The sequence below is a fragment of the Polyangium sp. y55x31 genome (assembly GCF_029946505.1).
Taxonomy (GTDB): domain Bacteria; phylum Myxococcota_A; class Polyangia; order Polyangiales; family Polyangiaceae; genus Polyangium.
Genome location: NZ_JARZHG010000016.1, coordinates 147,917 through 171,536, shown reverse-complemented (window position 1 = coordinate 171,536; position 23,620 = coordinate 147,917). Strand labels below are relative to the sequence as shown.

Annotated in this window: 14 protein-coding genes; 4 read left to right on the top strand and 10 right to left on the bottom strand. The window is 69.5% G+C overall.

The features are described from left to right. Positions 1-12 precede the first annotated feature (12 nt). Entirely contained in the window at positions 13-816 is an 804-nt protein-coding gene (locus QHF84_RS26600) for a hypothetical protein (protein WP_281316231.1), read from the bottom strand. 24 nt (positions 817-840) lie between these two features. Then, complete coding sequence (locus QHF84_RS26595) at positions 841-1,689, bottom strand: hypothetical protein (RefSeq protein ID WP_281316230.1); 849 nt, start codon at positions 1,687-1,689, stop codon at positions 841-843. Between the two features lie 133 nt (positions 1,690-1,822). On the opposite strand from QHF84_RS26595, the gene QHF84_RS26590 reads away from it, so the two are divergent. Further along, positions 1,823-3,019: a cytochrome P450 gene (locus QHF84_RS26590; RefSeq protein WP_281316229.1), complete on the top strand. Its 1,197-nt coding sequence runs from the start codon at positions 1,823-1,825 to the stop codon at positions 3,017-3,019. 107 nt (positions 3,020-3,126) lie between these two features. Then, a complete protein-coding gene (locus QHF84_RS26585) occupies positions 3,127-4,443 on the top strand; it encodes a lamin tail domain-containing protein (protein ID WP_281316228.1) in 1,317 nt (438 codons plus the stop codon). Between the two features lie 6 nt (positions 4,444-4,449). On the opposite strand, the gene QHF84_RS26580 is transcribed toward QHF84_RS26585, so the two are convergent. The 4 genes from QHF84_RS26580 to QHF84_RS26565 form a co-directional block, all read right to left on the bottom strand. Further along, entirely contained in the window at positions 4,450-6,525 is a 2,076-nt protein-coding gene (locus QHF84_RS26580) for a S8 family serine peptidase (RefSeq protein WP_281316227.1), read from the bottom strand. A gap of 105 nt (positions 6,526-6,630) precedes the next feature. Continuing rightward, positions 6,631-9,558: a hypothetical protein gene (locus QHF84_RS26575; RefSeq protein WP_281316226.1), complete on the bottom strand. Its 2,928-nt coding sequence runs from the start codon at positions 9,556-9,558 to the stop codon at positions 6,631-6,633. 162 nt (positions 9,559-9,720) lie between these two features. Beyond that, positions 9,721-12,879 (bottom strand): CHAT domain-containing protein, encoded by a 3,159-nt coding sequence (locus tag QHF84_RS26570; protein WP_281316225.1) that lies wholly within the window; start codon positions 12,877-12,879, stop codon positions 9,721-9,723. Further along, entirely contained in the window at positions 12,876-13,538 is a 663-nt protein-coding gene (locus QHF84_RS26565; protein ID WP_281316224.1) for a sigma-70 family RNA polymerase sigma factor, read from the bottom strand. The genes QHF84_RS26570 and QHF84_RS26565 overlap by 4 nt, the downstream gene beginning before the upstream one ends. A 113-nt stretch (positions 13,539-13,651) precedes the next feature. Here QHF84_RS26565 and QHF84_RS26560 point away from each other — a divergent pair, with 113 nt between their 5' ends. Next, on the top strand, positions 13,652-17,200 hold the full coding sequence (locus tag QHF84_RS26560; protein WP_281316223.1) for a hypothetical protein: 3,549 nt from the start codon (positions 13,652-13,654) through the stop codon (positions 17,198-17,200). Between the two features lie 33 nt (positions 17,201-17,233). Here QHF84_RS26560 and QHF84_RS26555 read toward each other — a convergent pair whose 3' ends face one another. Both QHF84_RS26555 and QHF84_RS26550 read right to left on the bottom strand, forming a co-directional pair. Then, entirely contained in the window at positions 17,234-18,094 is an 861-nt protein-coding gene (locus QHF84_RS26555; RefSeq protein ID WP_281316222.1) for an oxidoreductase, read from the bottom strand. Next, positions 18,091-18,534 carry a nuclear transport factor 2 family protein gene (locus QHF84_RS26550; RefSeq protein ID WP_281316221.1) on the bottom strand — a complete coding sequence of 148 codons (444 nt, stop codon included), beginning with the start codon at positions 18,532-18,534 and terminating at the stop codon, positions 18,091-18,093. Before QHF84_RS26550 ends, QHF84_RS26555 begins: the two co-directional genes overlap by 4 nt. Before the next feature lie 124 nt (positions 18,535-18,658). Between QHF84_RS26550 and QHF84_RS26545 the strand changes: the two genes are divergently transcribed. Continuing rightward, positions 18,659-19,624, top strand: coding sequence for an AraC family transcriptional regulator (locus QHF84_RS26545; protein ID WP_281316220.1), 966 nt, complete (start codon positions 18,659-18,661; stop codon positions 19,622-19,624). A gap of 1,319 nt (positions 19,625-20,943) precedes the next feature. On the opposite strand, the gene QHF84_RS26540 is transcribed toward QHF84_RS26545, so the two are convergent. Beyond that, positions 20,944-22,446, bottom strand: a complete 1,503-nt coding sequence (locus QHF84_RS26540; protein ID WP_281316219.1) for a right-handed parallel beta-helix repeat-containing protein — start codon at positions 22,444-22,446, stop codon at positions 20,944-20,946. Positions 22,447-22,515: 69 nt separating this feature from the next. Beyond that, positions 22,516-23,595: a hypothetical protein gene (locus tag QHF84_RS26535; protein ID WP_281316218.1), complete on the bottom strand. Its 1,080-nt coding sequence runs from the start codon at positions 23,593-23,595 to the stop codon at positions 22,516-22,518. Positions 23,596-23,620: the final 25 nt, after the last annotated feature.

The following is a 23,620-nucleotide window of genomic DNA, read 5'->3' as shown; positions in this document are numbered from 1 at the left end:
AGGCTCGCCCGCTCACCGGCGCACGCGCACGCCCTGCCCCGTGGCAATGCCCATGAGCACCGCGGCATGGGTGTCGGAGATCCCGAGCAAACTGAGGAGTTCGAGCGCCCCGGTCCAGGCCGGGGCGCCGGGCGCGTCCACGGCGAGCCCTCCTTGCGCCCCCACGTAAAACGTCGTGGTGAATGGGATGGGCTCCATATGGCTCGTCGTGTGCATATCGGGCCCGAGCCCCAGGTTGATCTTCTGGTCCATGATGTTTTCTCCCTGCCGCAAAGGGACCGACAGGGCCACGACGGGCCCGCCATACGGGCTCACGTGCCACGGCGCGCTCCCGGCTTCCCCGCCGACCTCGAACGAATGACCGAACAGCGGGGCGCCATCGAGCGTCAGCGCGACCGTCCCCTTGTTCGTGCCCGCGATCCCCGCGCCCGCCTTCAGCGCGAACCAATCGAGCTCGCCGGGATTGAACCGCCCCCACGTCCGCAGGCCATAAAGCCAGCGCGGGTGGCTGTGCCGCTCGCGGAACATCGATCCTGGCTCGGGCTCGTGATGGTCCAGATTGAGCGCGCCCGAGAGCCCGCCGCCGACGGTCGCCCACTCGTTCACCTGGGATTCGACCCTGAGCTCGGCCCCGACCCCGCCGTCGACCCAGATCCCCGCGCCGAGCCCCACGACGAGCATGATCCGCGTATCCCCCGGCTCGCTTGGCGCAATCTTCGCCAGGTTCGGCAAGAGCGGCGGTGGCGAGATGACGTTGCAGCTCAAACAAAACGCGGAAAGCGCGCCGCCGAGAACGAGGTGAGGGTCGCGGAACATGGTCCGCACTCTATCATGGCGGGCTCACTTCTTGCGGAAATCGAGCCGCCTCGGGGGACGACAAAAAGCCCCGGTCTGAGCGACCGGGCCCTCGGGTGGATCTTCGGTGAAGGCCGAGGCTTCGAGCTCGCGGACGGTGCGGCCGGAGCGATCGACGATCGCGAAATACGCCGAGGGGCCGGGGCTGCGCCAGCCCTCGGCGTAGAGGTGGCCTCGATAGGGCCCCGAGCGAATGGCCATCACGCAATCGGTCCCGGTCGCGATGGCCTTCACCACGGGCGGGTTCGTCCTGAGGTCGACGCCGCAGACGCTCGTGTGGGTATACCGCGGGATCTCGTACCCCCGCGTGTCGAGCAGGACGAGATCGTCGAACGCGAAGACCGGGGACCACAAGCTCAGGCACGTGCCGTTCTTGGCGATCTCGCGGGTTTGTCCCGATGCCAGGTCGTGGAGCAGAATGCGGTTGTCGGTGACCCGAGCATCGTCGCCTTCGACCGGCCCAATCCCCTCGGCCCGCACGAACACGATGCGCTTACCGTCCGGGGAAAGCATCGGCGAAGTGTCCTTCCCCGAATCGGTCAGCTTGCGCGCCGATCCATCCTGCGCGCAGAAATGAATATTGCCCTCGTGCGCCTCCACGCCGGGGCGCGCCCGAACGCCCGCGCACGGCGGCGCGGCCGCAGCAGCGGAGGCGCTCGGCGGCGGAGCGATGGCGCTCGGAGGTACTTGGGGAGGCGGCGCAGGCGCCTCTGCGGACGCGACGTCGTCGGTTCGTGTCGATGGGCGAGAGCAGGCGGACGCGACCACGGCAAATGCCGCGGCCAGCACGACGCGCATTTTCCTGGGCACTCCGGTCCAGCGGGGCTCGGTCATCGCCGCGCCAACGCGTAGGCACGCGCTCGCCTTCCGAACCACGTGGACGCACGTCCATATCGCGACGGACATTTTCGCCGCCCCGGGGACGTCCGGGCGCGCTATCATCGGCCCCCCTTCTTCGGAGCTCTTCATGACCGCTCGTTACAACGTGCTCTCCCCGGAGTTCAGGAACGACCCTTATCCGACGTATGCGGACATGCGCCGCAACGCCCCCGTGTGTCAAGTGGATCCGGGCGGCATGTGGGCGGTCACGCGGCACGAGGACGTCATTTTCGTGCTCAAGAATCCCGAGCTTTTTTCCTCACGTGGCTTTGGCCTGGCGCTGAACCCGCCGTGGCTCGGGGGAAACCCGTTCGCCGATTCGATGATCACCATGGATCCGCCGCAACACGGCCGGCTGCGAGCGCTCGTCTCGCGGGCCTTCGGCACGTTCTCCATGGCGCGGATGGAGCCGCACGTGCGGGCGTTCGCCGAGCAGGCCGTCGCCGAGCTGCCGCTCGGAGAGCCCGTCGATGTCGTGCCGCCCTACGCCTTGCGAATCCCGGCGTTCGTCATCGGCGACCTCATGGGGCTCCCGCTCTCGCTGCACGCGCGCCTCAAGCGATGGGCGGACCTCATCACCGGCGGCGTGACCACGGTGCGTCCGGACGAACACGATCGCAAAGAGCTCGCGCGCGGCGCCGTGGCGGATCTCCGGCGGTATTTCGGCGAGCTTTTGGAGGAGCGCCGCCGCGCGCCGGCCGAGGATCTCGTGAGTGACCTGCTCGCGGCCAAGGTCGACGGCGAGGCCCTCACGGAGGACGAGTTGATTGCATTCATGACCCTGCTCCTCGTGGGTGGCATCGAGACCGCGGTGAACATGCTCGGCGCGTCACTCGTGGTCCTCCTCGAACGGCCGGAGCTCTGGGAGACGCTCCGCGCGGATCGCTCGCTGATCCCCGCGTTCATCGACGAGGTGCTCCGGTACGAGCCGCCGCTCCACGCGGTCCCGCGCACGACGACCGCGGAGGTGGAGATCGGCGGCGTGAAATTGCCCAAAGGCGCGGCGCTCCTCGTCATGACGGGCTCGGCGAACCGCGACGAATCCCAGTTCCCCGACCCCGATCGATTCAACCTGGCGCGGCCCGGCCCGAAGAACCTGCCGTTTGGCCACGGCGTGCATTTCTGCCTCGGCGCGCAGCTCGCGCGCATGGAAGGTCGCCTCGCCCTGGAGGCGCTCTTCGATCACGCGCGCCGCATTTCCCCCGGCCCCGAGCCGATGGCCTGGCACCGCACGCTTCTGGTGCGTGGCCCCGGCTCGTTGCCCCTCGTGCTGCATTCCACCTGAGCGGACGGCCTCTCGCCAGGATCTCTCGGGATTTCCAGGGAGGGACGGGCGCTCGCTCGGGATGGCCGCCGGGCCTCCTCGGCCATACATATTGCCGAGGGGGACCGATGATCTACGAGGAGCTGTGGGACCTCGATCAGGCGCACGAAGGATGCAGCGTCGCGGCCCGCACGGCCGAGGACACGTGGGTCCCGGACGACGCCGACATCAAGCTCGATCTCCAGGGCTGCGCTTCCGGCAAGCGTCATGTCGACCTCGCGACGCGCCCGCTTTTCGCCTACGTCGATCCAGCCGTCCTCCGCAGGCCGACGTATGCGGCGCTCCTCGCTCTCCTCGATAATTACATTCTCGATCCGTACACCCCGGAGAGCGAGACGTCGGAAGAAGAGCGGGAGATCCACGATTTCCTTCGAATCGTCGCCCAGACGCCCGTGATGCAGCGAGCGCTCGTGTACATTCGCGAGGAGCTCGGGCACACGCTCTCCGAGGCGTCTCTCCAGGAACACCTGCGGGACCTGTGGTTTCAGACCTACACGAACCATTACGACCGCCGTGTCCTCACGGACGCCTCGGGATTCGAGCACGTCTTCGTGGGGGAAGGCCGGTACGATCCACGCCGCGGCGCCGAGGCGCTGGGCGAGATCTCCGGGTACCATTCGTGGATCAAGTTTCACCTGGACGAGTCCCACCGGCGCGTGAACTACCTGGGATACCAGTGCGGCGTGCGCCACATCGACCATGGCTCGGCGCCGAGCTCGGTGACGCTCCAGATGCTCTTGTATTATACCGACCTATCGGGGACGGTGCGCGCCGAGCTGTTCAAGAAGGTCGGCGGATTTTTCGTCGGCACGAGCCCCGCGTTCGAGATCGCCGCCGGCACCGTCGCCTTCCACGAGAGCGTGGCGGGCCTCTTCAAGGACGATCGGCGGCGCATCCGGATCCATGACGAGACCTACGATCTCGTCCTTTACCGCAATGTGCGGGAAGACGGCTCCCGCGGCGAACACATTCGATCGCTTTATCCGGTCTTCGTCGGGGATGGCGGGGCTGATGCGCAGGAAGAAGGGCCGGTCGTGATCCGGCCCGTGCGAGGGGCTCTGCGCAACGAGGGGCCGGTCGTCATCGAGGAGGCGATGCCCAACCCGACCAGCGGGAAGGAATGGATTCGCCTCCGCAACGTGTCCTCGGAGGCCATCGATCTTTCGGGCTGGGTCTTGCGGGATCGCATGGCGCGGACAGCGCCGCTCGGAGGGACGCTCGGCGCGGGCGAGGAACTCGAGGTCGAGCTGCGCCGCGACGTCGACGGTGGCATGGCGCTCGGCAATCGCGGCGGGGCCATTCTCCTGTATGATCGGGACACGCTCGTCGCCGCGGCGAGCTACGGCCCCACCCGGCGGGGCGAGGCCGTCCGTTTTCGTCCTTGATCCCGCTCAGAGCCCCGTCACCGCGATTTGCTGGACGACGGAGACGGGGCTCCCGGTCTGCGTCCTCGCCTTCCCCGAAAGCCATACGCTGCGCGTGCCGGCCATGGAAAACCCGGTCTGCGGCGTGATCTCGATCTGGAGGGCGTCCTGGCTCTGCGCCGTGGCCGCCACGCGCGCCGAACGAATGCCGCCCTGGCGGTCGACGAGCACGAGCGCGAGGTCGGTCATCGTGACGCCGGGCCGCGCATAAAGAACCACGTCGTTCGCGCTCCGGACCGCGAGCACGCAGGCCGGGCACGCAGGCCAGTTCGGCTGCGGGAACGTCCACGGCGAGGCCGCGACGGTCGTGTACTGGGAGCTCGGAATGGGTGCCGTGTCCGGGAAGGTCGCCGATGCGACGGTCGCCGTCGTGAACTCGGTCGCCAGCGTATCCAGGAGCGGCTTTGGTATCGTCGCATTCGGCAGCGGATCGTTTTGCGCCCCGACGGGCGCGGCATCGTCGCACGGCACGCCGAGCGTGCGGCACAAGGAGAGGCGATGCACGTTGCAGAAGTTCGTCCCGACGCACGTATCCGGATCTGCGCGGATGCTCGTGCCGTTTTGCTGGAGCACGACGCCCGATTGATAGATCGCGTCGAGGATCTCGGGCGCCGTGCGCGTGGGATTGTAGGCCCACATGCCAGCCGCGACCGCGCTGGCGACCGCCGTCGACACGGACGTGCCCGTCAAAAGGGGCGGCGGCGTGGGCGGATGCCCGTTCGCATTGGGCGTCACCACGGCGTTCGCCGAGAGATCCCAGGCGGACGCGAGCAGCCCCAGGGCGGCGATGCGCGGGCGCGCGAGCGGGCGCCGCGGGACGAGGGGCTCGTCGCCTTGATCGACGCCGCCCACGGCATACACGACCCGATCGTACGGGGCCTGGTCCGCCGCCGCGGGTCTCCGCGGAAAACTCGGGAATCGCTCGGCGTACGTCGCGACGAACGCCCCCACGAAGGCATCACACGTCGCGGCGTCGGGCGTCGCGATCACCTCCCAGCGCGCCGGACAAACGAGGCCACTCGACGGCTTGGGGCCGCCAGTGTCATTGCCAGCGGCGGCGAAGAGGAGCGCGCCGTGGCACGCGGCATACCGCATCGCATCGAGCACGGCGCGTGCAGGCGGCGCGAGCGACTCGGGGTCCTCGGCGAGCTTCTCGGGCGCGCAGTTGTTCCGCTCGGGGTCGTCCTCCCAGCCCACGCTCAAATTGAGGACGAGCCGCGCCTCCCCCTGCCCTGCGGTGACCTTGTCTCGCCAGTCGAGCACGCTCCGCTCGATGGCCTGGGCGAGATCCCCTTCCGTGCCGAAAAACCCTCCTTGCGTCGGGGAGGTATTCAAGGGATTGGCGAGGTCCGTACGGGGTAAACCGAGCGCCGTCGTCACGTGGGCCGCGCACGGCGCCGCCTCGCCGCCCGGACATGCGAGATCACGGGCGACGTGCGCCACGGTATCGCCGTGCCGGCTCTGGCCGAGGGCAATCCCTCCAGAGAATGCATCGGGGGACGTGTCCACGGCGACGAGCCGCGCCGGACGCGGCAGCGTGGGCTCCATGGCAGACGTCGGGAGCGCATCGACGCCGCCGGCCCGTCGGTTGAGCGATTTGCGCGCCCATTCCGCAACGTCCTGCTCGTAGCCGAGCGGCGCCGTGTCGATGCAATCCTCCGCGAGCTCGCCCGCGCCGAGGACCGTCTTGAGGCGACTGATCTCGTCGTCCCCCGGCCCATTCGATCCATACGGCAAGCATTGCTTCACGCTGGGGTTCACGCGCGCGCCGGTCCACTCGTAGACGCAATACCGCGCGAGCGCGGGCGGAGGGCCGCCCACGCCCCCCTTGAAGAGTTTGTCCTCCGTCCAGATGCCGAGGGAATCGGCGGGGCAATCGGCGCTGGGATTGACGATGGCGATCCAGCGGTGGCCGGTGCAGCCGGGATCGTCCTCGGCGGGAGGACAAGGCTCGGGCTCGGGAATGCAGGCGACGCCGGGCGCGAGCACGGCGCCGAGGACGACCAAGGAAAGGCCGATGCGGGACGACACGAAGCGAGACACGAGACCTCCACGGTGAGCGGCCGCAGCGCCGGAAAATCGGCGCCCGGGCGAGCGTAGGACTCTACTCCGCTCACCGGGGAGATTGGACAGAGAATCGGCGTCGCCCTACGCGCGGCGGCGACGCGCGAGCCCGCCGAGGGCCACGAGGCCGAGGAGGAGGCCAAAGACGGAGCCTCGCTCACCACCCGCCGCGCTGACGGAGCAGCCCTCGGCGGCGGCCAGCTCCTTCTTCTGGGGGAACGAATCGCCGGGGACCTCCTTGCCACAAGGCTCGGGCACCTTGAAGCAAACCTCCTCCGCGCAGCACTCGTTCATCTCTTCATCGTGAATCCCCACGGTCACGCAGAGCTCCTCGCCGGGCGTCGCGCCCGAGAAGGAGAGGCCGCCCACGTACGCGATCCCGCCCGGCGGCGTGGCCGGGACGTCGACGTATTGCGGCGATACGGTGACGCCGCTCGGCGGGAAGAGGAAGACGTGCTCGATCGTGTCGAGCGTACGATTCTCGAACTTGAAGGAATAATTGAACATGCCGCCCGGCGCGCCCGGGATGCATGCAATCTTTTCCCCCACGACGGAGAAGCAGCAGGCCGGCACGTCGAAGCAGACCTCCGTCGAGCAGCAGGCGTTTTGCGAGGGGTTCGACAGTCCCACGTCGATGCAGAGCCCGGAGCCGGGATTGACGCCGGAGACCGTCGTCGTGACCATCGTCGACGCCCCGGGCTGGAGCGGCTCCGGCAACGTGATCACCTTCGGAGACACATGCGGATCCGGCAGGAGCACGTACGTGATGGGCTCGTCGAGCTCGTTCCTGATCTCGAACGTGAGCGAATATCCCCCTTCGCCGCCCTCGCAGGCGAGCGGCTCCACGTTCACGGTGGCGCACGTCTCGCCCGAAGGCGGCGGCGGCTCGCAGGATCCCTCGCAATCGACACCGTCGTTCGGATCCTCCCAGGTCGTCTGCGTCGTGACCGAGGCGGTTTGTCCGCCCGCGCTCGCGAACACCTGAATCGTATTGCCGCAGGCCACGAGGCTCACGGGCGCGCTGAACTGTGTATCGGCGCCGCAGTTCGCGGAGCAGATGTCGATCTCGGGCCCGCCGTTGACCGTGTACCAGATGCGATCGACGGGGACGCCGCTGCTCGCCACGGCGCCCACGATGTCGGGCGTGGCCGAAGCCGCGCAAAGCGGGAGCTGGGCCGAGACGCTGAGGCCCGGCGAGACCGTGACGCGCTGGCCGCAGCCGAGCTCGAGCTGCGTCGCTGCGAACGTCGCGGTGCTGATCGCGCCCGAGGCCGATTTGACGTTCGATCCCGGCTGAATGGTATACGCGCCCTGGGGGAGCGCGAGCCGCACCATGCCGTTCGCGGCGGCGTTCGCTTCGGTCTTCGGCCACCCCTGGAACGTGCCCTGGACCGTGTACGTGGTGGCATTGCCTTGCCAGTCCGTGCCATTGAAGGAGCCCGTCACCATCGCGTACGGATCGAAGAGGAGCCCGGTCGCGATGGAGTACGGCAGCTCCACCTCGTTGAAGCAATAGGCGTGGTCGATGGGCAATACGTCGCCCGGCGCGAGGAGGTGATCGGTGCTATCCCGCTGCATCATGAGGAAGCCCTCGCGCTGCGTGGACGGGTCGTAGAAGTCGAGCATCAGGCCCGACTGGATCCACCGCGTGTGGATGTCGTACGTATTGACCACGAGCTGATCGTACAAGGACGCGAGCGCGCCGCTCGCCGGGTCGAACGAGCCCTCGAACGAGGTGGTGCTCTGGCCCGTGTAGGTATCTACATCCAGCGCCCGCAGGGTGGTGCCCCAGGGATACTGGCTCGAATAGGGAGGATCGGCGGAAAACCGCAGGGCCGAGAGCGAGCTGTAAGCGCCGACGTTCGCCGCGACGAACGGATCGGCGAGGAGGATCTTCCCCGCAAACCGGGCGGGCTTCATGACGAACGGATATCGGAGCTGCCCGCCGACGTTCTGCTGGAGGTCGGAGCTCACCCCGCTCTGTACCGTCATGGGACCTGCGGGCCTGCCCGGTCCCATGCGCGGCGTGGTGAGGTGCGTGGCAAGGCGTCCCGTGCGGACGAGGCCCTGGGCGTATCCCTCGTAATCGCCGGGGACCATGTTGGGCAGGGTCCACCACGTCGCCGGGGAGGCGACGGGCATCTCGGGCGGCGAGAAATACCCGTAACGCTGGTTGCCGGAGGGGCCATTGAAGGCGTTGATGAACGTCTGGTCCTGCTCGACCTCGCCGAGCACATCGAACGGGCCCTCGAGCGAGCCGAGCGCGCCGCCGCCGTCGAGGTACTTCGACATGTCGATGCAGATCTCCTGGATGTCGTCGCACTTCGGATGCAGGTCGAGCTGCACCGAGAACGTGATGGTGTTCTGCGTCGGATCGTTGCCCGTGGTGATGGAGAGCGGCTTGCTCTCGCTCGAGTCTCCGAGCTGCAAGATGTAATGCTCGGAGGTGTTCATGAAGTTGCTCGAGCTGAAGCTCGTCAGGATCGAGCCCGAGCCGATGGTGAACGGGTTTTGGCACTGCGGGTCGAGCCCCCAGCGGACATGCACGAGGCCGATGCAGTCCACGATGTCCGCCGTGGTCCCGCCGGGCTGCTGCGCGAGGGGCTGGAGCACGACGCCCGGCTCGGGCTGGAACCAGTACTGGCCCGACGCGGTGTACCCGGCGGCCGCATACAGGTAACCGGTCGCGCCGAGCTGGTACGTCACGCCGCTCGGGCCGCCGGCGCCCGACTCGGCGGAGAGCTCGAAGTCGCGCGCGATCGTCGTCCCGAGGAGCGCGTTCGTGTTGCTCGTATACCCCGTCGGCGAGGTGCTCACGGCCGTCACCCGGGCCGAGCTCATCCCGAGCTGCTGCAGGAGCGCGACGACGCTGGGGTTCGAGTTCGAAAAACGCGCCTGTCCCTTGATGACGTTGGGCTCGAGGATGACGTCCGCGAAGGCCGTCGTGCAGGGCAATAGGATGGATACACCGATGAGCGTGGACAGAATCGTCCTCTTCGACACGCGAGCCATGTCCGACCTCGTAAAAGCAAATGCCCGAGCGCCCCCGAGGGCAGCGCCAGATCTCCCGGCGCGCCCCTCGTGGTCTCCCTCGTGGCGTGTTCGGCGGGCTTTACGCCGCCCCGTCTGGAGATTGGACAGAGGTCGGGAAAAAAATTTCGCCGGCGCCTTCGCTCACTCCCCGAGCAGGCGCAGGGCAGCCCAGTCGCCCTCAGGCGAGCCCTTCCGGAGGGCGAGGGTCACGGCGCGGAGGGCACGGGCCGGGTCGCGCTCGATGGGCTCGACATAAAGGAGGCGCGTCGCCTGCTCGGCGAGCGCATCGCCCATCGGACGGGGCGTCGCGACGGCCGCGCGGGCGCCCTTCAAGAGGAAGGCCTGCGCGAGGCCGAGCCCCCCGCCCGCCGCGTCGACCTCGGAGGCGCGCGCCGTGTCACAACCCGCGAGCACCACGATCTCGGGGACACGCGCGAGGGCCATCACGTCGGCCACCGAAAAACGCCCCCGACGGGCGAGTCGGAGCGAGGCTTCGAGCCCGTCCGGCCCCTCGAACGTGGCATGCCCCGCGTAATGCAAGATGCGCACGGAAGGCAGCTCCAGCGCGTCACGCACGGCCTCGTGCGTCGCGGCCTGGCCGAGGAGCAAGACGACACGCAGGCCGCGGGCCTCCAGCGCGGCGACGACCGCCCCCGCGCTCCCGCGCGCGCCGGGCAGATCCTCCGTCGGATCGGCGATCACCACGGCCGTCCCGCCGTCCGGCGGCGTCGCGGGCCGCGGCGCGAGGTCCATCGAATACACGACCTCCGCGCGCTCGATCAGCGGCGCTCCATCAAACGGGAGCGCGTGCCAATCCGTCGGCAAAAGCTCGCCCGGTAAAACCAGCCGCACCCGACGAACGTTCGAGAGCGCCGCTCGAAATGGCCAAAGCCACGCCTCCGCGCGCGCGGCCGGCGTGCTCGATGGCTCCGGCGATCCGAGCCGCCGCGCCTCGACCTTCCGCCCGCCGTCCGTCAGGACGAACCCCGCGAGGCCCTCGTGCACCGGATGCACCACGAAAAGCGCCTCTTCCGCGGCCGGCACCAACAGCGGCGGCGCCTCCTCTTGCGCCTCGCCCGCGCCGAGCGCCGCGAGCGCCCGATCCAGCGCGGCCCGCAGCGCCGCCCGCTCCGCTTCGAGCCCCCCCGCCCCCGGCCCACGCGCCGCGGCCTTCTCCTCGAGCACCGCGCGCTCATGCCGGTACGCGGAAACCGCCTCGTCCCAGCGCCCGCGCGCCTCCGCGGGAAGCGCGCCCACGCGGTTCACCCAATGGAATGCTTGGACGAACCCCGCGAGTGATCGCCGCGCGGCTTCCATCGCCTCCCGCGCGGCCCGCGCATCGCCCCGCTCCGCCTCGCGCAACAAAAAATCCACCCAGAGCCGCGCGCCCCGCTGCCTCGCCGAGAGAAACGACCCCCGCCCCTCGCCGAGCGGCACGCCCCGCCCCCACGCCGTGAGCGCCTTCTCGGCCTCCCCGAACGCCGCCCGCGCCTCGCCGCGTTTTCCCAGCGCCGCGAGCGCCTCCGCGCGGCCCAGCGCGCCCTCGAAGGCGAGCTCGGGCAAGAGCAGCCGCTCCCCCTCGGCTCGTAATGCCTCGTGCGCCGCGAGCGCGTCCTTGGGTTTTCCCTCGGACAGGAGGAGCCGCGCCTCGATCATTCGTTGCCACCCGCCGAGCTCGGCCCAGCCGCCCGCGCGTTTCGCTTCCGAAAGACGCGCCCGCGCCTCTTTGCCGCGCCCCATTTCATGCTCGACGAGCGCGAGATTCACGAGCACGTTCCCGAGCCCCGCGGGGCAGCCCTCGCGCGTGATCACGAGCGCCTCTTCCAGCACCCGTTTGGCTTCGTCGAGCCCTCGCCCCGTGCGCGCCGAGGCCCGGAGCGCGATCCACCCGGCATTGCTCGCGAGCTGCGCGCGCCGGCACGCGTCCGCCGACGGGCCCGCGAGCGCCCGCGCCTGCCCGAGCCGCGCCGCCGCCTCCTCGTGCCGGCCGAGCACCGCGAGCACCTCGGCCTCCTGCTCCAGCACCGCGCTTCGATACGCGTCGAGCCCGAGCCGCTTCGCGCCCGCCGCCGCGGCCGAAAATGAGGCCAGCGCCGCGCGCAGATCCCCCGTTTCGATGCCGAGCAAACCCTTGTAATAAGCCGCCTTCGGTTCCGCCTCGGGGCAAGCCGCAAGGACCGGCCCGAGCCCATCGAGCAAGGCACGCGCCTCGCCGAACGCGCGTTTGTCCAGCAAGAGCCCGTACGAAAGCGCGAACGTATCGTCGAGCTCGTCCGCGAGGCGCCCCGCCGCGCGATCTTGCGTGAGGGCCTCCCGGAACAGCGCGGCCGCTTCGTCGAATCGCCCGCGCGTGGCCATGACGATCCGCGCTTTTTGCCGGATCGCCGCCCGCTTCGCCTCCGGCGCACCTCGCGCGAGGACGCCCTCCACGAGCGACGACGCCCGATCGAGCTCGCCACGCTTGCGCGCCGCGTCCGCCTGCACGAGTGCGTCCGGTAAAACCTCCGCCGGGGCGGCGGCGCACCGTGAAATTTCGTTCCTCGGCGCCCCGTCGTTCTCCCCGCCCCCGCCGAGCGCGCCGCGCGGCCGCGAGAGCGTGATCCGCAATCGATGCGCCGACCAACGGGCGAGCTTTTCCCCGGACACCGCGGCCCGCGCGAGCGCCGATTCCTCCGGCAGCGCCTCGGGTCGGCCCACCAGGAGAACGACGTCCCACGCGCCTTCCGGCACGTCGCCGAACAGCGCCGCCGCCGTCCCCTCGATCCGCACGACGCCGCCGGCCCCGACGACCATCGGCGGCTCCCACGGCTTCGCGGCGCCCTCCCGCACGAGAAAACCTCGCACCGCGATCGCCCCCGACACGGGCGCCTCGGGCCTCAACGCGAGCGAGAGCCGCGACGCCGGATCCAGCCGGATCACCGCGTCTTTCGGAGGTTCGTCCCCCCGCTCGGATTGGTTGCCGCCCTCGACGGAGAGGGTATACGCGGCAATCGGGGCCGGCTCGTCCCGGCGCACGAGGACGAAAAGCGCGAGCGCCCCGAGCGCCGCGGCGAGGAGCGCCCCGACGAACCCGAACCGGCGGCGCGCCCCCGCCTTTTTGGGCCTCTCGATCGGAACGACGGGCGCCGGACGGGCTTCTTCCGGGGCTTGCTTCGTGTCGAGCGCGGCGAACACGCCGTCGGCGAGCGCGCTCCGCTCGGCCGCGTCGAGCGGGCGGAGCAGCTCGGCGAGCTCTTCCTCTTCGCGTGCGCGCACGCGCCGGGCGAGGCCCTCGATCCGCGGATCCTGCTCTTCGTTCACAGCCCCTCCTCCCGGGTCCTCGGCGCCGCGCGCGGGCGTGGGCGCGAGCTCTCGGCCTCGTCGTCGAGGATACGCCGCACGCGCTCCCGCAGCCGCTGGCGTTGCTTGTAGACCGCCTCCCGGCTCTTGCCCGTGACCACGCACATCTCCTCGATGGATCGTTCGTCCACGAAGAACGCGAAAAACCCCTCCCGCTCCTCGTCGTCGAGCTCGGCTTCGAGCCTTCGGAGCGCCTCCCGCGAGACGAGGACCGTCTCGTGGCACGACTCGCCGCGGGGAAGCGCGAGCTCGAGCGCCTCCTGCTCGGTCGCGATTTCGGTGAAGGGGCTCCGGACGCGGCTGCGCAGGATCGAGCGGACGTGGTTCTCCGCGATGGCGCCGACGAACGCGCCGAGCGGGCCTGTCTCCGGTTCCCAGCGCGCGAGCAGGTTCCCGCTGAAGACGTGCACGAAGACCTGCTGGCAGAGATCCATCATCTCGGTGCGCAGGTCTCCCTTCGAGCTCCGGCGCCGGACGAGGACACGGGCGACGCGGGACTGGACGACCGGCGCGAGCACGTCCTCGATGAGCACGCGCTGCGCCGCACGGCTCCCGCCGAGCGCGCCCCGTACGAGCGCCTCGATCTCCGACGAACCGTGCGCGCCGCTGCTCTCCGACACGAAAACTTCCTGATGCTGGATGTTCTGCCGCTCATACCACCCGGTCAGGCCGGGGAGCAAGCGCGGGCGAACGCTCTTTCCGGGCCCGCCCGCTTCATGGTAATCGACGTGAGATGATGCCCCGAAATTTCCCTCGCCTCCGCTTCCTTGCCGATCGTGTGCATCTCCTGCTCTCCGCTTCCCTGCTCGCCGCGTGCTCGCGCGGCGCGAGCCCCACGCCCGCCGAGAGCCGTCCGCTCGGGCGCGAGACGTCGGGCGTGAAGGTCTCGCCGTCGTTTGATCTCGACGCGAGCCTGCGCGCGTCCCGCGCGAGGTTCCGGGCCGAAAACGGCCGCTTCGTCGGCTCCGGGTCCGCGCACCAGATCGCGGCGACGGTGGACGGGTTCGAGATCGTGCCGGTCGCGCCGGCGGCGTCGCCGAACGTATCGCCGCGGGCAGGCGCGCCGCTACGACTGAAGACGGCGCGGATCACGCGGGGCGGGGCGGAGCTCGGGCGCGGGGCGGGCGCGGGGCGCGTGGACGGGGATGGGCGCCTCGTCGTTTCGCGCGGGGACGTGGAAGAGCACCTCGAAAATCGGGACGGCGGCGTCGAGCTCTCGTATTCGTTCGCGCGCGCACCCGAAGGCGCGGGGGATCTTTCGGTGGCGCTCGACGTCGGGGGCGAGCCGTTCGTCGGCGAGACGCCGGGCGGCTACCATTTCATGGACGCGGCCACGGGGCTCGGCGTGCGGTTCGGCCGGGCGACGTGGATCGACGCTACGGGGAAAAAGACGCGGGTCGAGGTGCGCGGCGAGGCCGGGCGGATCGTGATGCGCGTGCCGGAGCGCGTGCTCGCGTCGTCGGCGTATCCGGCGGTGCTGGATCCGTGGCTCACGCCGGAGTTCGGGATCGATACGCCGATCGCGGGCCTGCCGGCGGGGCGGCGTCGGTTCCGGCCGGCGGTCGCCTGGAACGGGAGCCATTACCTCGTCGCGTGGGAGGAAGAGCGATATCTCGATCCGAACCAGGATAGACGCATTTACGCGGCGCGTATCGCCGCCGACGGCACCGTGCTCGACGCGACGGGGTTTCCCGTCGTGGAGGGCCCGAGCGCGACCAAGCCCGCGCTCGCGAGCGACGGGAACGGGTTTTTCTTGACGTACCAAACGGGCCTCGCGAACATGATCTACAACACGGGCATTTACGGCCAGCGTCTCGACGGAAACGGAATACCCGTGGGCGCGCCGGTCACGCTCTCGACGTCGACGAAGATCCGACAGAAGACGCGGGTCGCTCACGACGGAGCGAATTACCTCGTGGCGTGGGTCGACGACAGCACGGGCCGATATGGTCGCGTCTCGCCGGCGGGGCAGGTCCTCGATCCGGGCGGGATCGCCGTGGGGCCGAGTTACCGGATGGACGTCGCGTCGAACGGCGCCGGGGCGCTGCTCCTGCGTGAATCGAGCGGGGTCGGGTATGCGCACCGCGTCGATGCCCAGGGCGCGCTCGTCGACGCGGCGGGCATCGAAATCATGACGCCCGGGCCGCTGCTCTCCACGTGGGATCCGGTGCCGGTGTGGACGGGCCAGGAGTATTTCATCGCGTACGGGCAATACGACGACGACACGTACGCGACGACGATCATGGGCACGCGATTCGACGCGCAGCAAGGAACGGTGCTGGATCCCGCGGGGATCGTCATCAGCGCGCCGGTCTACGATGCGACCGAGATCGACGTGACGATGGACGGGACGAACGCCGTCGTGACGTGGTGCGATTACACGACCGACTTCGTCGCGTATCCGCTGCGCCGCGCGCGCGTGTCTCCGCAGGGCGCGGTGCTCGATCCGGGCGGCGTGACGTACACGAACCTCGGCGCGGTCGGCCAGAGCGCCACGAACGGGTCGCAGGCGCTCGTCGTATGGCAAAACGCGTACTTCAATGGCTTCTTCCCCGGCGGTTATTCGATCCAGGCGCGGCGGTTCGCCCCGACCGGCGCGGCGCTCGACGCCTCACCGATCCTGGTCTCGGGCGGCATGAACGACCAGCGGTCGCCGTCGGCGGCCTTCGACGGGCAGAACTTCGTCGTCGCCTGGTCGGACGCGCGAGATTTCCTGCTGCAGCAGGGCACGAACCTCTATACCGCGCGCGTCACGCCGGCGGGCGTCTCCCTCGATCCGAACGGGATCTTCGTGGAAGACGGGGTCGCCGACGTGGCGCACACGAGCGTCGCATTCGATGGGACGAGCACGATCCTCGGCTTTTCGAGCTGCATCGACGGGTACGACTACTACACCTGCTCGAGCTACTTGAACCGGATGGATACGCAGGGCGTGGTGATCGATCCGCCCTCGATCGAGCTGCCGAATTTCTCCGAGCAGAGCGGGCGCGTGGCGCTCTCCGTCGGCGCGGGCAGGACGCTCGTCGTGGCCTCCGCGTACGATGATGGCATCGGGGACTTCGTGCTCGCTTCGCAGACGCTCGACACGGCGGGACAGCTCGCCGCCGGCGGTGTCGTCTCGCTGGAGCCGACGTCCGCGGCGATCAGCGCATCGTTTGACGGGACGAACCACCTCGTCGTGTGGGAGCCGGAGAACACGGCGGCTGTACGCATGGCGCGCGTCGATGCGACGGGCGCGCCGGTGGATCCGTCGCCGCTCACGCTCGCAGGTCCCGGCAGCTTCGGCGGCGTTTCGACGGTGTTCGACGGGACGAACCACGTCGTATTCTGGATCGACAAGGCCGCGCAGAAGCTCTTCGGAACGCACGTGAGCCCGGCCGGCGCGGTCGTGGACGCGACGCCGATCGAGCTCGCGAGCCACCCCGGCTGCGCCTATCTCGCGCTGGAAGAGCGCGGCGCGGTGCTCGACGGCGGGCGGTTCGTCGTCGCCTACCGGGCTTGCGGCCCCACGCTGACGGATGAGGCGGCCGTCGTGCTGGATGGCAATCTCTCGGTCATCACGGCTTTGGCCATCACCACGGACGACATGCCGAAGGGCACGCCGTCCCTCGCGTCGACGAACGGCGGCGAGGTGCTGGTCACGTATTCGACGTTCCATCTGGAGGCGCCGTTCGGCGCGGCGCGGGTGCAGGCGCGGGTCGTCGATTTCACGTCGTGCACGACGGATGCACAATGTAATGGTGGTCAGTGCGTGAGCGGGATCTGCTTGAACGAGGGGATCGGGGTGGGGAGCACGGGCAGCGGTGGAATGGGTGGCTCCGGTGGAATGGGCGGCTCGGGTGGCGCGGGCGGTAGCGGCGGCGCTGGCGGCGGCGGTGGCGCTGGCGGCAGCGGTGGCGCGGGCGGCAGCGGTGGCGCTGGCGGCTCCGGCGGAATGGGCGGTTCCGGTGGTGCGGGCGGTTCCGGTGGCGCTGGCGGAATGGGCGGTTCCGGCGGCAACGGCGGCGCAGGTGGTTCCGGTGGAATGGGCGGATCCGGCGGTGCAGCCGGCAGTGGTGGTGCAACCGGCAGCGGCGGAATGGCTGGCGCCGGTGGCATGGCCGCCACGACGGGCGCCGGCGGGGAAGACGACCCTCGTATCGTCGCGGTGGGCGGCGCTTGCACCTGCCAGGCGGCAGGCCAGGGCGCGACGCCGCTCGCTCCGCTGGCCGGCGCGGTCGTCGTGCTGCTCGGCGCGGCGGGACGTCGGGCCGGCGCGCGTCGGCGAAAGAATGTGAACTGAAGGGCGGAGCAAGCCCAGATACCGCGGCCCAGCCTACCCAATCCGATCGCCGCTCCGAAAGACCTGCGCATGCGCCCGCGCAAATGCCTCGAACGAGCGCGGCGCGCGCCCGGTGACGCGGAGGACCGTATCCGTGACGCGATCCTCCGCGCCGCCCCGAATGGCCACGTCGAGCCCGACCAGCAGCGCGGCGTACGCCTCCGGCATGCCTGCGGCCACGAGCCGCCGCCGGGCCTCGTCGTCGTCCACGTGCACGTGCCGCATCGGCCTGCCGGTGACACGCTCCAGAATCGCCGCCACCTCCGAATACGCGAGCGCCTCCGGCCCGGTGATCACGTGGGCCGTATCGTGCGACGTCTCGTCCACGAGCGCACGCACGGCGACCTCCGCGATATCGTCCGGGTCCACGAATCCGACCCGCCCCGCGCCCGTCGAGGTCACCACCTTTCCCTCGCCGATCAGGCTCGAGCCGTGCGGGTGCTTGGGATCGACGAAGTTCTGCATGAACCACGAGGGCTTCAAGATCGCAAAGCCCGGCGCACGCTCGCGCAGGAATCGATCCACGGTGCCGAGCCCCGGAGCGCCCTCGGGAATGGCGGACGAGCTCAAAAGGACGAACCGCCCGACCCCACGCGCGAGCGCACGTTCGAGAAACGGCAGCATGAGCGTCGACGGGTCTTCCACCATCCCCGGCGCGATCAGATACACCCGATCCACGCCCGAAAGCGCGGGGCCGTGCGTCGAGGGGTCGGCCCAGTCGAACACCACGTGATCGCCGCCGCCTCCGGCCGCGCGGCTCGCCACGCGCGCGGAGACACCGAGCTCGCCGAGGCGCGCCGCAATCCGACGACCGGTATTGCCGGTCCCGCCCGTGATCAAGACATGGCCGCTCATGACGCACCCACTGCATCGCGCACGGCGTCCGTCCCGCCAAACGCTTCGAGCGCGAGCCCGACGTTCCAGTATTCGCGGTAATGAACGATCTTCCCCTCCTTCGTCCGCAGCACCATGAGGTAGTCCTGCTCGTACCGCTTGCCGGTGGTGGGGATGAACGCGGTGCCGTGCACCTCGGCCAGGACCACGTCGGGGTCCGTCGTGACATACCGGCGCACGTTGCTGAAGGTGAGGCCGGCGAACGTCTGCGGCGTCGGGCGGAAATACGCGTCGATCGCGGCCTTGCCTTCGAGGCGCGCCGGGAAGCCGGCCGGAGCGTAAGGGAACTCGACCACGGCGTCGTCGGCGAAGAGCTCGAGCCAGCGCTGGATGTCCTTGGAAATGAGCGCGAGGTGCTCGTCGAGGGCCTGTGCAGCGTCACGATGTCCGGTGCTCGTCATGGGATACCTCCTGCGTTCGAGGGATGCCCGAAAGGTAAGCGCGGGGGGCTTTGCCGCGCGTCCGGATCACGCGCCCGCGCGTCCAGACGTGACGTTTCCGGCGACCCAGGCTAGACTCGCGGGCATGTCGGCAGCCTTCGACGAGCTGGCACGGACGCTCCGCCTGCAAGGAACCGAGGTGCAGCAGGCCGATCTCGGCGACCGCTGGGGAAAACAGCTCCCCTCGCAAGGCAAGGCGCGCGTCTACGCGGCCCTGCGCGGGGGCGGCTGGGTCGCCCAGAAAGAGCAGCGGCTCGCGCTCCGGGAGGGCGAGATCGTCTTCTTGCCCCGCGGCGACGCGCATTCGATCCGCGACAAACCCACGACGTCGCTCGTCGGCTTCTCCGACGTGTATTGCAAGGCCCTCCGGCCCACGGGCCCGACCACGATGCGCACCGAGGCGCCCCCCGAGACGCGCCTCGTCGTCGTCGATCTGCGCTTCGATGCCGCGGGCGCGCCGTGGCTCTCGCTCCTGCCCTCGCTCGTGCACCTCCAGGGCTCGAATCCGGGGTTGTCGCGGTGGCTCGGCGAGACCTTGCATTTGCTCGCCGAGGCGCCCGATCTCTCGCCTCCGCTGCGCGACGGGATCGTGGAGGCCTTCGGGCACACGCTTTTTGCTTGCGCGCTCCGCACGCTGGCCTCGCCGCTGCCTGGCCGGGAGGCATTGCAAGACGAGCCCATCGCGGCCGCGCTCGCCGAGGTGCGGGCCGCGCCCGAGGAGAGCTGGGAGCTCGGGGAGCTCGCGCGGCGGGTCGGGCTCTCGCGCTCGGCGTTCGCGGCGCGCTCCACCGCCCTGCTCGGCGAGCCGCTCGGCAGCTACGTGCGCCGCCTGCGCCTCGACCGCGCGGCCGCGCTGCTCGCGGGCACGACGCTGCCCATCAAGGTGATCGCGGCGCGCGTGGGCTACGATAGCGAAGCGGCCTTCACGCGCGCTTTTACGCGGGCCCACGGCAGAGGCCCGCGCGAGCATCGGCTCGCGCACGCGCACGCGGCGGGGCGCGCGGGGACGGATTCCTTCGGCTCCGGGCAGAGCGTCTCGATTTCACGCTGATTCGTCAGGTCCTCTTCGGCTTTACGTCGACCCTCCGGCGCACGAGACATGGGGCATGCACGAGCCCGAAGGCCGGCTTCGTCGGACGTTCTCCATGCTCGCCGCGCTCGGCCTCACGCTCCCGACGTGCGCGTCCGAGGAGCCGTCGAGCGAGGCCCCCACGTCCCTGCGCCCACGGATCGACGAGGTGTTCGTCTTCGCGGAGGCGCGGACGCGCGCCACGATCGACGAGCTTTCGCGCGCGGATCCGGGCCATTTCGCCTCGCATTACCCGGTCGTGACCGAGCCCTCGCCGCCCGACCTCGGGAGCTGGGTCGAGAAGCCCGTCGCGGACTGGCGCAGCGGTTTTTTCCCGGGTGTGGTGTGGGAGCTCTATCGCCACGGGCGTGATCCGCGCATGCGCGACGCCGCGCTCGCGTGGACGAATCAGATGGCGACGCTGGAGAACACCCCGATCGACCACGATCTGGGTTTCCGTTTTCTCTCGACGTTCGGCGAGGCGCTCTCCGTGCTGGACGAGAGCGACGATCCGGGCGGTTTTTTTCGGGGACGCGCACGGACAGCGATCGAGCGGAGCGCGTTCTCGCTGGATCAGCTCTTCGATGCGGGCTCCACGCCGGTCGGAGCCTACCGAGCTTTTACGCTCTCGAACGATTACCTCACGCCGTATCCCGTGTACGTCGACAGCATGATGAACGTGGAGCTCCCTTTGCTCGCCTGGGACCTCGCGGGTCGTCCCAGGTCGGGGCCTTTGCGTGTCCTTTACGAGCACGCGGTGACCCACGCGAAGACGGTGATGGCCGAGAACGTGCGCCCCGACGGCAGCACCTATCACATCGTCCAGCACAAAGAGGGCGCGGGACCGGGGGCGGGTCGGATCTACAAGAAAATCAGCGCGCAAGGGTTCGCCGCGGAATCCACGTGGTCACGCGGCCAGGCCTGGGCCCTTCATGGATTCACCACGGTCTACCGCTTCACGAGGGACGATCGGTTCCTCGAAACGGCAAAACGTGCTGCCGACTATTTCATCGATCACCTGCCGAACGACACGCGTGATCCGTACAACCACGTCCCCGGCGACTTCGTACCGCCCAGCGATTTCGACGCGGCGCTCGGCGAACCCGCGGGCCCCTGGAACGACGCGAACGGCGACGGCGTCCTCGGCGACCGGCGGCCGGGCACGCATGCGTTCACGGCGCGGGATTCGTCCGCTGCCGCCATTGCGGCTTCGGGCCTGCTCGAGCTCGGCACACTCGTCGACGATCCCGACCTGCGGGAGCGATATCTCGGCGCCGCCGAGAACATCCTACATTCCCTGATCACTTTCCGCGCCCCCGATGGCACGCTCGCTTATCTCGCGGTGGATTCTCCCCACCGAGGCATCCTGGCGCGAGGATCGACGTCCTATGGAGGGCCGCAGCAATCGCTCTCCTTTGGCGATCGATACTTCCTCCAGGCGCTGCGCCGATGCCTTGCGCTGAAAACGCGGGCCGGCGAGGCGCGTCGATGTGGAGCGAGCGAAAATCCTGGCCGGTGATCTTTCGCCATTCGAGAAACGACAAGACCCGATCGCCCTCGAAGCCCTCGGTGGTGCTGATGGCGAAGCGGTCGCTCACCACGTTGAAGTCGCTCCGGAACCCGCGGGCCTCGTCGAGGCTCAGGGGATCGATACGAATGCTGCCCCGCTCGGGGTTCGCATGGAGGAGCGTGTTGCGCAGGATCACGTTTCCCGTGCTGCCGGTCGCGCGGCTCGGCGGCCGTACCCATTCCGGGATCGGCGGACGGTTCGCGCTGGGGCAGGTCGAGGACAACGTCTCCGGGCAGCTCGCGATCTGGATCGCGTAACGCGCGTCCTCTGCCATCAGGATCGTGTTGTCGAGGACGCGGTTGCAGCGCGAGCCCTCGGCGCCGTCGATCTGGAAGAGCGCCACGCCCGAGGCATGGTTGTCGACGAGGACGTTGCCGCGAATCAGCGAGTCCTGCACCCCGTCCAAGTTGATCGCGGCGCCCCCACCCGATCCATTGTCGACGATCACATTGCCCTCGATGACGGCGCCCGTGATGATCCCGTCGACGACGCCGGCGCGCGCGCGATATGCCGGGCTGTCGAAATTGTTGTCGGCATTGAGCTGGATGCCGGATCCACAATTGCCCCAGACGCGGTTGCGCCGCAGGATCGGCCGATCCGCGCTGTTCGAAGCATAGATGCCGTGCTCGGCGCGGGATCGGGAGCACTCGTTGTCCTCGACGACGAGGTCGTCGGCGAACGCCGAGAAGATGCCCCAGCGCCCGTTGTCGTCGGCGCGGTTCTTCCGAAGCGTGACGTGGTCCGAGACCTGCACGTGAATGCCGGCTCCGCCGCGATGGAGCGGTTTTCCACTTGGATCGAGCTCCGCGGGCGGCATTCCGACGATCTCGAATCCTTCGATGGTCACGTGGGACGATCCCCAGACATAGATCCCGTGGGGCCATTTCGGCCAGGAGAAACCTCGCACGGCGGTGTTGAGCGGGACGTTCCTCGGTCGCGGTCCTGGGCGGATCACCCGCGCCCCGGGGTCGGCACGGAAGACGATGGGACGCTCGGGGGTCCCGGCCTTTTTCTCCAGATTGAATCCGTCGTAATCACCCTGGCGGACGCGCACTGTGTCTCCAGGTTGCGCCACGTCCGCGGCGCGCTGAAGTGTGCGCCATGGCCGCGCCGCGGCTCCGGAGGCCGCATCGTCGCCTTCGGGCGCGACGTGGAAAATCGCGGCCCTCGACGCGTGGGGCGCGATGGTGGTGACGAAGGCCGCCACCATCGCGATCGTGTCGATTTTTCCCATCGTGGGAGCGTATAAAGCCCGCTCCCAGGCGCCGCGAGGGGGATCGTTTCCGCGAGGGAGGACGCCCGGTCAGGGGGCTCCCGTATAAAGATAAGTCCAGACGGGCAGGAACACGTAGTTCCCGTCCGCATCCTTCGGCGAGGGGCCGCCGGCCTGCGTCGAGACGTGGCCGTCGCTCGTTTCGGCGGACGAAATGAGGCGATGGCTGTCTCCATAGGGCGGCATGGCGCCGTCGACGGAGGTCGGCATGCCGGGGAGGCCGAGATCCTCGAAGGATTGCAGGTGCCCCGGGTGCTGCGAATCGGCCGTGTGGGAGAGAGCGTAAAACCGATCGAGGGGCGTGAGCGAAGGCGCCTTCAGCCAGGCCTGGTTGCTGTCGAGGGGCCCGGAGAGGCTCACGACGCGGTGGACGAGCCGATGTTTTCCGATGACCGCGGACGTGCTCGCGCCGTGCGAGATCCCCGAGATGACGATTTTGTCCCAGCGGGGTTTGTCGCCGTCGACGAAGTACGTCCAGTCGCCCTGGGGGTTTTGCTCGGCGAGATAGGCGAGCCCCTTGACGATCCGCGTCTCGATGCTGTCCGGCGGGGCGATGTTCACGAACGCGTGGTGATCCGTGCCGTCGAACGCTTCGAGGCGGCACCCCTCGATATCGTCGCCGCAGTTCCCCACGCCGTAATCGCTGAGGTAGCAGGGGCCGAGCACGTGGAAGCCGAGGCCCGCGAGCAACTCGCCGTGGGCATTCGATCCACACGTCGAAGGCGCGCCCGCGCCGTGCAGATACACGACGAGTCGTCCCCGCGGCGTGACGCGTGTATCGAGGAACGCGACCTGCGTGCCGAGGGCCTGCGTGGCCGCCGGATCCGCCTGGTCCGCTTTGAACGATACCTTGTAGAGCTGCGGGTTCATGGTATCGACGCTGGGCCCGGGATCGCCGCCGCCCGCGCCGCCCATTCCACCGACGCCGCCCATTCCGCCGGCGCCGCCCATTCCACCAGCGCCGCCCGCACCGCCCGTTCCACCGGCGCCGCCCGTACCTCCGGCGCCGCCCGCTCCCGTTCCGCCGTCCCCGCCGCCGGAGCAGCCCGCGAGGGCCTGCGCCGCGACGAGGAGCAGCGTGATCGTGAAAATGCGCACTTCGATTCGCATCGTATCCGTCCTTTCCCCGCGAGCC